At 60.0% G+C, this 14601-nt stretch carries 12 protein-coding genes and 1 tRNA gene; 1 reads left to right on the forward strand and 12 read right to left on the reverse strand.

Annotated elements, in window-relative coordinates; all coding sequences use genetic code 11:
- Positions 1–85: 85 nt before the first annotated feature.
- Positions 86–162 (reverse strand) — tRNA-Ile (locus OOZ53_RS18030).
- Positions 163–294: 132 nt separating this feature from the next.
- On the opposite strand from OOZ53_RS18030, the gene OOZ53_RS18035 reads away from it, so the two are divergent.
- Complete coding sequence (locus OOZ53_RS18035; protein ID WP_271091088.1) at positions 295–1038, forward strand: SIMPL domain-containing protein; 744 nt, start codon at positions 295–297, stop codon at positions 1036–1038.
- 92 nt (positions 1039–1130) lie between these two features.
- Here the strand turns inward: OOZ53_RS18035 and OOZ53_RS18040 are convergent, their stop codons facing one another.
- The 11 genes from OOZ53_RS18040 to OOZ53_RS18090 form a co-directional block, all read right to left on the reverse strand.
- A complete protein-coding gene (locus tag OOZ53_RS18040; protein WP_271091089.1) occupies positions 1131–1475 on the reverse strand; it encodes a hypothetical protein in 345 nt (114 codons plus the stop codon).
- Positions 1476–1720: 245 nt separating this feature from the next.
- Positions 1721–2323: a GNAT family N-acetyltransferase gene (locus tag OOZ53_RS18045; RefSeq protein WP_271091090.1), complete on the reverse strand. Its 603-nt coding sequence runs from the start codon at positions 2321–2323 to the stop codon at positions 1721–1723.
- Entirely contained in the window at positions 2316–2759 is a 444-nt protein-coding gene (locus tag OOZ53_RS18050; RefSeq protein ID WP_271091091.1) for a ketosteroid isomerase-related protein, read from the reverse strand. The genes OOZ53_RS18045 and OOZ53_RS18050 overlap by 8 nt, the downstream gene beginning before the upstream one ends.
- Positions 2760–3303: 544 nt before the next feature.
- Positions 3304–3978 (reverse strand): glutathione S-transferase, encoded by a 675-nt coding sequence (locus OOZ53_RS18055; protein ID WP_271091092.1) that lies wholly within the window; start codon positions 3976–3978, stop codon positions 3304–3306.
- Positions 3979–3997: 19 nt separating this feature from the next.
- Positions 3998–6493 (reverse strand): CoA transferase, encoded by a 2496-nt coding sequence (locus OOZ53_RS18060; RefSeq protein WP_271091093.1) that lies wholly within the window; start codon positions 6491–6493, stop codon positions 3998–4000.
- A 154-nt stretch (positions 6494–6647) separates the two neighbouring features.
- Entirely contained in the window at positions 6648–7379 is a 732-nt protein-coding gene (locus OOZ53_RS18065; RefSeq protein WP_271091094.1) for a hypothetical protein, read from the reverse strand.
- 374 nt (positions 7380–7753) lie between these two features.
- Positions 7754–8167, reverse strand: a complete 414-nt coding sequence (locus OOZ53_RS18070) for a secondary thiamine-phosphate synthase enzyme YjbQ (protein WP_271091095.1) — start codon at positions 8165–8167, stop codon at positions 7754–7756.
- 32 nt (positions 8168–8199) lie between these two features.
- The gene (gene rpoD, locus OOZ53_RS18075) at positions 8200–10233 is read right to left on the reverse strand and encodes an RNA polymerase sigma factor RpoD (protein ID WP_271091096.1); all 2034 of its coding nucleotides are present in this window, start codon (positions 10231–10233) and stop codon (positions 8200–8202) included.
- 517 nt (positions 10234–10750) lie between these two features.
- The gene (gene dnaG / locus OOZ53_RS18080) at positions 10751–12727 is read right to left on the reverse strand and encodes a DNA primase (RefSeq protein WP_271091097.1); all 1977 of its coding nucleotides are present in this window, start codon (positions 12725–12727) and stop codon (positions 10751–10753) included.
- Positions 12728–12922: 195 nt separating this feature from the next.
- Positions 12923–13630, reverse strand: a complete 708-nt coding sequence (locus OOZ53_RS18085) for a helix-turn-helix transcriptional regulator (protein ID WP_271091098.1) — start codon at positions 13628–13630, stop codon at positions 12923–12925.
- A 435-nt stretch (positions 13631–14065) separates the two neighbouring features.
- Positions 14066–14521 (reverse strand): GatB/YqeY domain-containing protein, encoded by a 456-nt coding sequence (locus OOZ53_RS18090; protein ID WP_271091251.1) that lies wholly within the window; start codon positions 14519–14521, stop codon positions 14066–14068.
- Positions 14522–14601 lie beyond the last annotated feature (80 nt).

Consider the following 14601-nt stretch of genomic DNA (forward strand, 5'->3'; position numbering starts at 1 on the left):
TCGACAACCCGTTCGGCACGAGGTTGTAACCCATGTCTCCGGTACAAACCGTTACCTATGTCTCCGGGTCGGACACAGCAAAAAATGGTGGGCCCGGAGGGACTCGAACCCCCAACCAAGCGGTTATGAGCCGCCGGCTCTAACCAATTGAGCTACAGGCCCCACCCGGCGCAAACCACTGGCGGGTTTGCGCGAACCGGACCCGCTTAAACCATTATCACAGCCGCGACAAGACATTGCCGCAATGGCTTCATAAGACTGAGCCGCCCGACCACTCTTATTTCGAGGTTTCCAATGATTTCGCGCCGCAGCCTTGCCTTCGCCCCTGCCCTCATCCTGGCTCTTGCCGTCCTGCCCCTGCCGGCGGCAGCCAGCGATTCCGATGCACCGAAACCCGGCATCGTCTCGGTCACCGGCGAGGGAACGGCCCGCCTCGTGCCCGACATGGCGGTGATGACGCTGACCGTCATGCGCCAGGAGAAAACCGCGCGCAGCGCGCTCGACGCCAACAATTCGGCAATGGCCGCCGTGCTTGCCGCCATGCGCGCCGACGGGATCGAGGAACGCGACCTGCAGACCTCCGGCTTTTCCATCGATCCGCAATATTTCTATCCCGACCGCAAGAACAACGAGCCGACGGAACCGGTCATCACCGGCTACCGTGTGATGAACACGCTGACCGTGCGCATCCGCGATCTCGACAAGCTCGGCGCCATTCTCGACAAGTCGGTGAGCCTCGGCGTCAACCAAGGCGGCCAGATCATGTTCACCAATGACGATCCGTCGGCGGCGATCACCGAAGCGCGCACTGCGGCCATGAAGGATGCCGTCTCCAAGGCGACCACGCTGGTCGAGGCCGGCGGCGCGGCGCTCGGCCGCATCACCGAGATCAGCGAGCAGCAGTTCCGACCGCAGCCGATGCCCGTGGCGCGCGCCGAGATGGCGCTGAAGGCAAGTTCGGACGCCGCCGTGCCGGTCGCATCGGGCGAGAACGCCTATCGCGTCAATGTGAATGTCAGTTTCGAGATCGATCAGTAGAAACAAAAAATCCCCGGCGGTGGCCTGTTCCTGCAGGCCGGTGCCGGGGATAGCCGCTGGCTGGTGGGTGGGCGACTGCCAGCGGAACAGGCTTACCGGTATGCAATCACCGGGCAGTGACGGCGGTTGGCGAAGACGATCTTGGTCTTGTAGCCGTGGCGCCAGCCGCGCACGACAACGCGCTTCGGGTTGCGGCGCACGATGCGCGGGTTCTTCACACCCATGCGCCAGGCTTTGTTGACGGCGCGGCGCGGCTTGCAGATGCCGCGGTGCGGGCGCGGTGCGGGGCCCCAGTAAGGTCCGGGTCCGTAGCCGGGCGTTCCGAAATAGATGCCGAAATCGATGTTGCCGGCTTCGGCGTTGCTCGGGGTGGCGGTGTTGGCTCCGACAGCGATCAGCGCTGTCAGCGCGGCGGCTTTGGCGATATTTGCGAACATTGTGCTCTCCATTCCATCGGTTTTGTCGATCGCTGTGTTTGCGATGATTAAACTTTAGTAATGTGAGCCTGAACGCCGCCGTAACCGGCCGTTCATCTGGCGTTCATGAGAGCAATTATTCTTAAATATTAAATATTTTCAGATACTTAAAAGAGTATTTTTCTTGAAAGGCCATTGAAAGCCGTCAATGTTCCGCCATCGCTGGAGCCGGTGCCAGTTCATGCTTGTGAGCAGATTTTCTCAACTCACGCGCCATCCGGCAGCGTGCGGGTCCAGAACTGCATGGGCTTGCGGGTCTCTTCCTCGTCGCCGATATCGCGCCAGGGGAAATCGCAGACAACGCCGTCCATCTTTTCATAGCCGCGGTTCCGCCAGAACCGGTCGAGCGGCACGTAGTCCGCCGGGCGCATCGGGTGGTCCTCGGGCCGGATCACGCCGCAAAAGACGATGCGGTTGAAGCCTTCCGCGCGCGCCGCCTTTTCGCGCTCCTCGAAAAAGCGCACGCCGATGCCGCGCCCGCGATAGTCGGGCAGCAGCACCGATTCGCCGAAATAGAAGAAATCATCCGCCCTCAGCCCCTTCTTCTCGAAGGGTTCGGCGAAATCGTCGAAATGATCGGCAAGCGGCGCCGCCGTTGCCGCCCCGACGAGACGGTCACCGTCATAGGCGCCGATGATGACAGCGCCCTTGGAGGCGGCGAACTTGGAAAGATATCTGCGCTCGTAATCGCGGTCGCCCTCATAGAGATAAGGCCATTCGTGAAAGACCGTGATGCGCAGGCCCGCCAGATCGTCAAGCGCCGCTTCCAGCGCTTCGCCCGTCAGGGTGCGGAAGGTGATCTCAGCCATCTTTTTCCACCTGTGCGATCCAGTCGCTCAGATTGTAGTATGTGGTCACGCGCGCGATCAGCCCGTCATCGACTTCGAAGAAGATGCCGGCCGGCAGGCTGTAGCGCTGGCCGTTCGCCTTCGGCAGGCCATCGGCGGTTTTCAGATATGTGCCGTGCACGGTGAATTCAGCCGCCGCGCGCGTGCCGTCCGCCGAAACCATCACGGCGATATCGCCGAGTGTCTCCGAGTAATGTTCGCTCATCATCGCGTTGAACCAGCGGAATTTCTCCCGCCCGATCTCGCGGCCGCCCTGGTTGATGTCGTGAACAACATCCTCTGAAAGCAGCGCCAGCATCGCTTCGTTGTCGCTCGCGTTGAAGGCGTCGAGATAGGATCGGATCAGCTTTTCGGTCGCTTCTTGCGGCACAGATCGCCCCTTCGATTTCGTTTGCATGCATCTGCATCTAACAGCGCGACGGGTAAATTCTAGTCGGCGTTGCGCTACTTCTCATTGACTTTGCGACAATGTTGCTTTCGGCAAAATTGAGAACAGATACGGCCAAACGGGCAGGCCTCACTATTGGCCTGCGTGAACTGGCACAAATCGAATCCAGCCAACCAAATTGGAGACGATCAGCAAACCTCCAAACATGAATACTGCTATCAGCCAATGAACAAAGGTTTTCATTCGCCGACCAGGGCCCGGAAACCATTTGAACCCTCGAAGCCAACCGAGAACAATGTCGAAAAACATCAATATGAAAAGGAAATGGCGGAAAAACAAATAGATAAACAGCACAATCAATATGATTTGTATATACGTGTTTTCCGGTATTATCTGAAACTTAGCTCCAGATGTCCTGCTCATTTTAAGGGACCTGCTCTCTTTCGTTGAACTGAAGTGATGCAGACAAGTATATGCAGCACTAATATCTGCGCACAATTTTTTATTGAAAAGTCAGCTGCAAACAACAATTATTTGGTGTTGTTCAATCGACTCAGGATGACTGCAGCGCGGCGATTTCATCCCCGAACACCGTCACCGGATCGCCCGCCTGCCATTTCGGATATTTGTCCATGATCGCGGCAAAGCGGTCCGACCGCTCGAAATCTCCCAGCCAGGCCTTCAGCGCCAGCCAGTCCTCGCCGTCGAACCAGGCGCGGTCGGCGTTGGCGAACTGGCGCACGAAGGGCAGGATCGCAAAGTCGGCGAGGCTTGGGCGGCTACCGAACAGCCAGCCCGTCTCGGCGAGACGTTCTTCGAACGCGATGAGTTCTGCCGCCGCCTTTCCACGCTCTTCCAGCCGGTCGTGGTCGGGATGGCGCGTATCGTATTTGTAGCGGTCGAGGCTCTGCTTGAACGGCCCGTCCATGTGTTCGATCAGCGCCAGCATGTCATCGAGCGATCCGGTTTCCGGGGAAAGCCAGCCTTCCGGATCGTTCCGTTCAAGCGCCCACAGCATGATGTCGAGGCTCTCATCGATAACGCCTCCATCGGGTTCCACCAGGGCCGGCACGGTCGCCGACGGCGAGGCTTCGAGGAATTCGGGCGCCTTGTCGCGCAGCACCACCTCGCGCAATTCGACCGCCGTGCCGCTGCTGCGCAGCGCCAGCCGGGCGCGCATCGCATAGGGGCAGCGGCGGAAACTGTAGAGGATCGGCAAGGACGTCATCGGAACCTGTGTGTATCTGTCATTCGGGCAGATATTTATCGCACCATTGCCGCGCAACAACACCCTCTTTGATCATCGCATCGATTTCATCGCCGCTGTAACCGAGACCGGAGAGGATCGCGTGCCCGTCGACGCCCGGCTTCGGCATCGGCCCCGGCACCGTGATCGCGGCTCTTTGCGGGCGGATCGCGTTGGGCGCGACGAGATCCACCCACCGCCCGCTCGGATGCCGGTCGTGGCGGATGAAGCCGAAAGTGCCTGATTTCAGATCGGCGGGCCCGGCGCTCTCACGGGCCAGATGCGCATCGCGCACCGCATGCATCTTGTCGAGGGCATGGCAGCCGATATCGGCCTTTCGGAGCTGACCGATCCAGTGCGCCACGGGCCGGCCCGCGAAGATCTCTTCCAACGTGGCCGCGCGCATCTGCGGCGAAGCCGAGCGGATTGCACCCAGCCCGTCGACGATTGCCAGCGCCTCGATGTCGTCCACGAACGCTGCAAGGAAAAACCAGCCATCTTCAGCAAGGTAGGCGCGGTAAAGCGGCCCCGCACCCTTGATCGTGCGACCGCTCGGCTCATCGAATGGCGGACGGCCTTCAAAATCGAACATGAAGGGCGCCTGGATAAGCTGGCCGGCGGCGCAGAGCGAGGCGCGGGCCACATCGCCCCTGCCCGTTCGCGCCCGCTGAAAGAGCGCGGCGGCGGCGGCCAGCGCACCGCAGAAACCGCCGAGTACATCGATCGTGCCGAAATGCGCATGCTCCTCCGGCGTGTCGAGCGATCCGCCGAAGCGCGCCATGACACCGGTCACCGCCTGGGCAAGATCGTCATAGCCCGGAAAATCGCTGTGCGGCCCGCGCATCGACCCGCCGTAACAGTCGAGTTGGCAAAGAATCACGCCCGGATGGGCTGCCTGCAGACGATCCGGGTCAAGGCCGAGGCGGGCGAGCTGTCTGTCCGTCGCATTGACGGTGACGATATCGGCCCAGCCGATAAGGCGGTCCAGCGCCTGCCGGCCCTTTTCGGATTTCAGATCCATCAGCAGGCTCTGTTTGCCGCGCCCGGCCTGCATGCCGAAGATGATCCCATTCCAGGGGTCCATGGTCGGCGTCACGGGATCGACGGAAATGACCTCCGCGCCGAAGCGCGCCAGTGTCGACGCAATGGTCGGCCCGGCAATGACATTGGTGAGGTCGAGGATCCTGATACCGTCCAGCCAGCCGCCACCGGCCGGTGCGGCCGCCGGCTCCGGTTTCGGCTCGGCGGCGATCTGCTCCGGCTCGGCAAGGCGGCGCGGGGCCTTTTTCGATGCTGTTTCCGCGTCGCCTGCAAGCCAGGCGAGATTGCCGAGCTGCCGCATAGGTCCATAGTCCGGATCGTCGACATCGATCAGCAGGCGCGCCTTTTGCGGATGTTCGGCGCTCAACCATTCCTGTGTCGTGCGCTGCGCGGCCGCCGGCGCACCGTTTTCGCCGAAGATCGTCTCCCATTCAAAGGACGGCCGGGCAAGGAACGCTTCCTTCATCAGCGACGAGACGCGGTCCGCCCAGGCCTGCGACAACGGATAGCTCGACAGTGAGCAGCCGTCCTCGCCCGGCCAATCGGCGACATCGTCATAGGCATAGTGACGCGGCAGGCCTTCCGCGACCAGCCGGTCCCAAAGGCCGAGAATCTTCAGGACACGCTCGGGATGCACCGAGTGGGAGGCGCTGACCACATAGATCTGCCGCCCGTCGGCGCACATATAGTTGCGGTAGAACGGGTCGAGCAGCTCCTGCAATTGCCCATAGGTCGCGTCCATTGGCAGGCCCTCGGCCCGCCGCCGCTCGATCTCTTTCTCGCGGTTCGACTTGTAGCGGTCCGGATAGTCCTCGACCTGCTGCGAATTGTAGGCAAGCCCCTCCATCAGGGCCGAAGCCAATGGCACTTCGATGACATCCCCGCCGCCGCCTTTCTCGCGCCGGCAAAGCGCCAGCACGACGGATGCCGCGCCCAGCACCGAGGCATAGGCGGAAGCGAGCGGCAGGGGCGAGAAACTGGGTTCGATCCCCATCAGGACGCGGTTGAGGCCCATGTCGGAATATTGGCCGCACGCAGCCGCGATCACCGCCTCCCAGGCGCGGATGCCGGCACGCTGCGGATCGGTGGACGCAAAACCCGGCAGCGACAGGTATATGAGATCGGAACGGTCGATCGTGTCGGCATCGAGCCCGAACCGCGCCATGACGCCCGGCCGGAAGTTCTCGATCACCACGTCAGCCGATGCGATCAGCCGCCGCGCTTCGGCAAGACCCGTTCCGGATTTCAGGTCAAGCGCGACACAGCTCTTGCCGCGATTGAGCATGGCGGCGGCCGGAGATTGCCACCGCGGCCCGCCCGGCGGGTCGACATGAATGACTTCGGCGCCGAGATCGGCGAGCATCATGGCCGCGGCGGGTCCGGCCATATATTGGCCGAAATCGATCACCCTGACACCCGCCAGCGGCCGGCCTTCGCTGTTACGCTGTTCCGTCATCGTCGCCCGATCCTCGCACGTGACGGGCAAGGATAGCGGCGAACCGCCGGCCGCGACGTTCCCATCGCGACATCCATGCGGCCTTCGTGCCGGTTCTATAAGAAAAAGACCCAACAGGACCCGTGCGAACCATCACCATCGATCTGGTGAAGATCTAATCATGGGACATGATTTTCGGATGCGTATGAACGCCTGCATAGGCTTCTTCAAGAAATTGAAGAGAAACGATCAAGAACGTGAGGCCCGCCTTGAGTCCACCTAGTGATTCGGACATGGCGGACTCATTCTCATTCATCCACATCTGCACATTGGGAACCGGAAGGCCAGCAACTTGCTCAGAATATCTATTCAGGTCGCACGTTTTCAGTGTCTTAGCATCAGACTTGACCTCGTCAAGCGCCCGATAACCAGCTCCATCCAGCATGTTCTGAACATCTTTCAGTTGACGCCTACCAACAAATTCCTCGATGTCGTTTGCGACAGACATGAGTTCTGCATTGATTTTTTTGGAACTACCGTTTGGCGACAGACCGGCGTCGATAAACCGACTAATCTCCAACGTTACAACTTCCAGCCTGACCAGAAGGGACTCTGCATCTTTCATCGAAGGATAGCAGGCTCGTTCGACTTTCAAGGCATCAGACCTAAGATTAAGATTTATAAGTTCTCGGTGCCGGTCCTCCGTCAATTCATCAGATTTTCGCATTTGCAGAATTGTTATAAATGCCACGAATATTGCCAGACTCCCGGCAAGCAGCGGTTGCCAGTTGTACAACCACCCTCCCACCTCACCAAAGGAGGTTGGAAACGAAGCACCCAAAAAAATGCCGGCGATAAGCGAAGTGGTGAAGTACGCTATCGCAAGAACGTTATTCACCTTGTTCATCGGGCCTTATCCTCACTTGCCTTGCGGTTGCAATCTACTAGCACGTATCGGGCACTCAAAAAAAAGCTCAGTTGGAGGAAAAAGCACGGACTAGCATGAACGGCGAAATGATGAAAATTCACGCCACCATTCATGTCTCCCGCAAGCAACTCGGCTTGGACGACGACACCCCACGCGATCTTCATGAGTTGAAACCGGTAAGAGGTTTCTTCTGAAAATGTCCCGGGACGATCATTTGAAAATCTTCGTAGCGACCGAACAACGCGGCTTCAAACGGTGTGCAGGCATGCACCGAGACGGAGCCGGGAAGCACATCTGCGAAATGCCGGCCGCAACGTTCCCATCGCGACATCCTTGCGGCTTTCGCGTCGGTCCTATCTAGAAATGTGGAAGACGACCTTGCGGCTGTGCGGCCTTCGCCGGTGCTCGAAGAGATAGATGCCCTGCCAGGTGCCGAGCAGCATGGCCGATCCGGCGACCGGGATCGACAGGCTCACTTGCGTGAGCGCCGCCTTGATATGCGCCGGCATGTCATCCGGCCCCTCGCTCGTGTGCCGCAGCCAGCCCATGTTCTCCGGCACGATGCGGGCGAAGAACTCATCAAGATCGCGCTGCACATCCGGATCGGCGTTCTCCTGGATGACCATCGAGCAGGATGTGTGGCGCACGAAGATGGTCAGGACACCGGTATCGATGCCGGCATCGGTGACAAAGCGCGCGGCCTCGCGCGTGAACTCGTAGAGCCCCTGCCCTTCGGTCCGGATTGTGATTTCGCTCTGCACGGTCAAACAAAAAGGCGGCCCCGCAGGCCGCCTTGTCTTTAGCTGTCGAGGAAGCTGCGCAGCTTGCGCGAGCGGCTCGGATGCTTGAGTTTGCGCAGCGCCTTGGCCTCGATCTGGCGGATACGTTCGCGGGTCACCGAGAACTGCTGGCCGACTTCCTCCAGCGTGTGGTCGGTGTTCATGCCGATGCCGAAGCGCATGCGCAGGACACGCTCCTCGCGCGGCGTGAGTGACGCGAGCACCCGTGTTGTCGTTTCACGCAGGTTTGCCTGGATCGCCGCGTCGATCGGCAGGATGGCGTTCTTGTCCTCGATGAAATCGCCGAGATGCGAATCCTCCTCGTCGCCCACCGGGGTTTCGAGGCTGATCGGCTCCTTGGCGATCTTCAGGACCTTGCGCACCTTTTCCAACGGCATGGCGAGTTTTTCAGACAGCTCTTCCGGCGTCGGCTCGCGGCCGATCTCGTGCAGCATCTGGCGTGAGGTCCGCACGATCTTGTTGATCGTCTCGATCATGTGGACCGGAATGCGGATGGTGCGGGCCTGGTCGGCGATCGAGCGGGTGATCGCCTGGCGGATCCACCAAGTGGCGTAGGTTGAGAACTTGTAGCCGCGGCGATATTCGAATTTGTCCACCGCCTTCATCAGGCCGATATTGCCTTCCTGGATGAGATCAAGGAACTGCAGGCCGCGATTGGTGTATTTCTTGGCGATCGAAATCACCAGGCGAAGGTTCGCCTCGACCATTTCCTTCTTGGCGACGCGCGCTTCGCGCTCGCCCTTCTGCACCATGTGGACGATGCGGCGGAATTCGGAGATCGAGATGCCGGTTTCGGTCGCCAGATTCTGGATCTCGCCGCGGATCGCCTTGATGGTTTCCTTCTCGACCTTCGAGAATTCCTTCCAGCCCTTGGCGGTGAGATTGGAGATCGATTTCATCCAGTTCGGATCGAGCTCGGCGCCCTGGTACTGCTGCAGGAAATCCTCGCGCTTGACGCCGTGGGATTCGGCCAGCCGCAGCAGCCGGCCCTCATTCTGCACCAACCGCTTGTTGATGTCGTAGAGCTGCTCGACAAGCGCATCGATGCGGTTCTGGTTGAGCGCCAGCGACTTGACGGCCGTGATCAGGTCTTCCTTGAGCTGCTTGTAGCGGCGCTCCTGCGCTGGCGACAGCGTGCCGGTCGCGGCAAGGCGCGCCTCGACCTGCTGGTCCTGCAGCTTGCGCAGCTTCTTGTAGGTATCGGCGATGACGTCGAAGGTCTCCATGACCTGCGGCCGCAGTTCGGCTTCCATGGCCGCCAGCGACAGGTTGGACTCGTCATCATCCTCGTCGTCATCTTCTTCGGTGCTGACGCCCTCACCACCGACATCGGTGATGTCGTCGGCAGCCCTTGCTTTCTTCGCCTTTTCCTTTTCTTCCGCCGCCTTGCGGTCGGCTTCGATCTTCTCGGGCGACTGGAATTGCGGAGCGGCCTTCGCTTCCGGACCCGAATAGGTGGTCTCCAGATCGATGATCTCGCGAAGCAGCGTCTCGCCTTCGTTCAGTTCGTCACGCCAGATGATGATGGCCTGGAAGGTTAGCGGGCTTTCGCACAGGCCCGCGATCATCGTCTCGCGGCCGGCCTCGATGCGCTTGGCGATGGCGATTTCGCCCTCGCGCGAAAGCAGTTCGACCGAACCCATCTCGCGCAGATACATGCGCACCGGATCGTCCGTGCGGTCCGTCGGCTCCTTCTTGCGCGTCGTTGCGACAGCAGTGCCGCCGGTCGTCGCGACCTCGGTCCCCGTGGATTCGCCCTCGCCGGATGCGGCGGCTTCCTCGGCTTCCTCTTCTTCCTCGACAACATTGATGCCCATGTCGGACAGCATGGCCATCGTGTCTTCGATCTGTTCGGACGTTACTTCTTCGGAGGGAAGGACGGCATTCAGCGCGTCCATCGTGACATAGCCGCGTTTCTTGGCGGCCTTGATCATTTTCTTGACAGCATTGTCCGAAAGGTCGAGGAGCGGTCCGTCGCCGGTTGTTTCGCGTTCTGCCTCGGCGTCTTCGTTTTCCTTGACTTTGGTTGCCATATATCCCGTCACTTTCCTTAGCACATCACCAATATGCGGGTTGAACCAGGCAATGCCGTCTCAACCGCCCTATCCGAATCAGTTATGAACCGAGTATAGGAGTGATGTTTAATTCCCGATTAACCATGGGTGGTGACTTCATCCTGCTCATGAGCCACGCCTGCCTCACCCGACCCGCTTTATCTGCGCCAGTGGACAACATCCCTAATTGCTTGACCAATGAAACTTCTCGCCACTCAAGGTGATTCCGTTAATTTTTCCATCCGTCAAGCTCGGAGGGGCAAAAAACCGGTTTTTTGGGGCAAATTCACCAAAAAACACGGCATTTGACCGCACACATCGCCTTGCCGGCGGAAGCAAAAACGACAGCCCGGAAAGCATGCGCACCCGCGGCTGGATCGATCGTGGCAGTTTCATCTTATTTCAGGAGCAAGCCCGTAGCGCCTGTCCGCATTCTGCCTGGCAGGATATTTAGGGGCCAAAGCAATCATTGCAAGGGCCGCCGCGACGGCCAATTCTATTTGCCGGCCGCGCCCCGCACACGTCCGGAAAGAACGCCGAATCCTTCGACGATCGCCTCCTGCCGTTCCAGCCTGTTATATTCCATCTGCACCGATTGCAGGGACTGCATCAGCTTCGGCACGGCCTCGCCGTCGCCGCTCTCGGTCGCCTCGGCGATATCGCGCTCCAACTCGTTTTTCTGCTGCTTGAGGGCGCGGCCGCGCTTGTAGAGCGCCAGCGCCTGGATGAAGCCTTCCCGCGCATCCTCGAACGCCGCTTCCTCCGAGGCGGTCCAGTCCCGCGTGTATCGGATCTGCTGCTTGAGCCGCGCGATGAAATCCTCATGACCGCCGCCGCTCAGATGCTGCAGCGCCGCCTCGCGGTCTGGACTGGCACCGCCGGCACAAAGATCAAGCAACTGCTCAAGGAGGATGGCGAGTTGCCGGTTCTCGAACTCGATAGCACTGACTTCGTCGAACTCGGCAATCAGCAGTTCCGGATGATTGATCACGGTCAGCGCCAGCATGCTTTCCCGCGGAGTCGGAAGCTCCGACTGACCGCGCACCATTGTCGAGCGCGCAAGCAGATTGGTCATCGCGATGCGGCGATCCGCCTTCGCCCCGCGGCCGGCAGCCTGCCTCCGGCGGTCGCCGCCCTGAAAACCGCCACCCTTTCCGTAAGTGCCGCCCGTTGGCCGGTTGCTGTCGAGAAACGCGGCGAGCCGGTCACGCATATCCTGCGCATAATGCCTGCGCACCGTTTCATCGCCAATCACCGCCGTCACCTTGCCAAACGCCGCCTCCAGCGCGGCTCTCTTCTCGGGCGTGTCGAAGACGCCCGATGCGGTCTCACGCATCCACACCATGTCGGCAAGCGGCCGAGCCGCCTTGAGCACCGCATCGAAGGGCGCACGGCCTTCCTCGCGCACCAGATCGTCCGGGTCCTTACCCTGTGGAAGCAGTGCAAAGCGCACGGAGCGGCCGGGGCGCAGCCCGGCAAGCGCGAGATCGACGGCGCGGTAGGCGGCGCGCGTTCCGGCATCATCGCCGTCGAAACACAGAACGGGTTCCGGGGTCGCGCGCCACAGCAGTTCGAGCTGATCTTCCGTCAGCGCCGTTCCGAGCGGCGCGACGGCATTCTCGATCCCGGCCTGGTGCAGCGCGATCACATCCATATAGCCTTCGACGGCGACGACCGTACCGGCTCCATCCGCGCCTTGCACGGCACGCCGCGCCCGGGCCAGATTGTAGAGCACCCGGCCCTTGTGAAAGAGCTCCGTCTCATTGGAATTGATGTATTTGGCCGGTATGTCCGCCGACATGGCCCGCCCGCCATAAGCGATCACCCGCTCACGCGCGCTCAGAATCGGAAACATGATCCGGTCGCGGAAACGGTCGTAGGAAACGGCGATATCGGGGCCATGGACGACCAGGCCGCAGGCTTCGATCTGCTGTTTCTCGGCGCCCTTGGAGGCCAGAAACTCCTTGAGGATGTTTCGCCCGTCCGGCGCGTAGCCGAGACGAAAGGTCTCGATGGTTCGTCCTGAAAGGCCGCGATCGCGCAGATAGGCGCGTGCCTTCGCGCCATCAGACGCCTGCAGCCGGTCCTGGAAGAAACGCGTGGCCATCTCCAGAACGTCGATCAGCGTCGCACGCTCCTTTTCCCGTTGCGCCGCCCTTGGATCGGGAGCGGGCAAAGCAACCCCGGCCATATCGGCGACATAGCGGACAGCCTCGGGAAACGAGAGCCCGTCGAGCTCCGTCAGGAAACGGAAGTGATCGCCGGATACACCGCAGCCGAAACAATGATACCGCCCCTTGCGATCCTCACAATGAAAACTCGGTGTCTTTTCGCCATGGAACGGGCAACAGGCCCACCAGTCACCGCGCGACACATTGGTTTTGCGCTTGTCCCACGCAACACGTTTGCCGATGACGTCCGATATCGGAACGCGATCGCGAAGCTCGTCAAGAAATGCACTGTCAAACCGCATCAATCTGTGCTCCGGCACCGCTCGACGAACCGTCGGCGAGCCACCTGGTCATTGCCGCAAGATATGCCCGGCACCGATCCAATCGTCGGAATCGGCGCAACCGGGTTATAGCGCGTACTCGCCGGCCGCACTATCCGCCCATCCTGCCATACCCGCTATTCACAGTCCGCAATACCCGGAACGGGAAAACCGAATCTAAATCCATCCCTTGCGGATGGATTTTGCCACCGCCTGTGTCCGGTTGACCGCGTCGAGCTTCTTCGTCGCACTGATGAGGTAGTGATTGACCGTGTGTTCAGACAGCGACAGGATCGTTGATATCTCGCTGCTGGTCTTGCCCGCCGCCGTCCAGCGCAGGCACTCCAGTTCCCGGTCGGAAAGCGGAGACGCCTCGTCTTCCCCGTGATGGGTCAGTCGGCTGAGCCGGTCGAAGATATGGATGCTGATCATGCTCAGCTCAAGCAGTTCGCGGTTTTCGAGCGGCGGCCGGTCGCCGGCAAATCCGACGGAACCGCGCAGGCTGCGGAAATCGTGCACGGGGAAATTGACGCCCCGTACGAACCCCTTTTCCCGGAACGCCTTCATGGCCGCGGCCAATGCTTCCGATATGTCATCGGTCAGCACATCGTCGATATGCCACACCACAGGGGTCACCTGGCGCCTGATTGCTGAAGCCACGGAACTCAGATTGATCACGTCAAGCCTGTCATAGGTCTTGATCATGTCCGGCGGCCAGTTGTTGATGATACTGTGGCTTGTAAAGCTTCCGGACGCATCGCCCGGAAGCGCCAGTACCGAGAAATAGCGCAGCCCGAAGCCCTCCGTCGTTTTGCGAAGAAACTTGAAAACATCAAAAGAGGTATTCAGCGCGCTGACATCCGCGTGGATATCATCGGTCAACATTTCAGAGGACATTTTTTCTAGACGTCAGCCTACCGCACAATTCTTCTTTTCAATCGCGGCCTGTGCCGCTTGTTGGCCTCACTCATCATTCGCCCAAGCCAACTTCCCACTTCACACACCATTTTCCATCATGTCGTACCGCCCGTTTTCATACGACCAACAAGCACCCACGGATCACATTCCGCATCATGGAGCAAGCGATTGTGCGTCGCAATTGCAGGAAAAATGCCCTGCGGCAGATTATTTTCAATCACGCGTGGTAATTAGCCGGAAAACACACTGAAAACGAACGGGTAATTCGTTGATCGCACGGAAGTTTCGCGACACGGTTGCAGCGAATCAATTCCGCACCGTCAGCGGTCACCGACGGTGCGGAAAGGTGGCTTTCCATATTGCAGCGCTTCCGGGGTGGACGCCCGAAAGCCGATGCCGGTCCTATTCGTGATGCAAAAGGCCCTTCACGACACCGGAGGCCTTTGAGAAATCCATTTGCCCGGCGAATCGGCTCTTGAGCGCATTCATGCATTTGCCCATGTCGCGCAGGCCGCTCGCGCCGGTTTCCTCGACCACTGCCTGACAGGCCTTGCGCACATCGTCGTCGGACAATTGCTGCGGCAGGAACGTGCGGATGATATCAACCTCCTCACGCTCCTGTTGGGCCAGTTCAAGCCGTGCCGCCTCTTCATAGATCTGCGCCGACTCCTCGCGCTGTTTGATCATCTTGCCGAGTATCTGCATGATGTCGTCGTCGCTGACAGGGTCCTTGCCGGCTCCCCTGTTTGCGATATCACGATCTTTCACGGCCGCTTGAATGAGCCTGATCGTAGACACGCGGCGTGTATCTTTCGCTTTCAGCGCTTCCCGAAGAGAGGAAGCAAACTTCTCACGCATTACAGTTGCTCCTGCATTTTTGCGGCGAACCATATTCGGTTCGCTTCGCCATTGCAAACAAAACTCAACGGTATAACTGT

Origin of the sequence: Allohoeflea poritis (assembly GCF_027889715.1) — a bacterium.
Taxonomy (GTDB): Bacteria; Pseudomonadota; Alphaproteobacteria; order Rhizobiales; family Rhizobiaceae; genus Hoeflea_A; species Hoeflea_A poritis.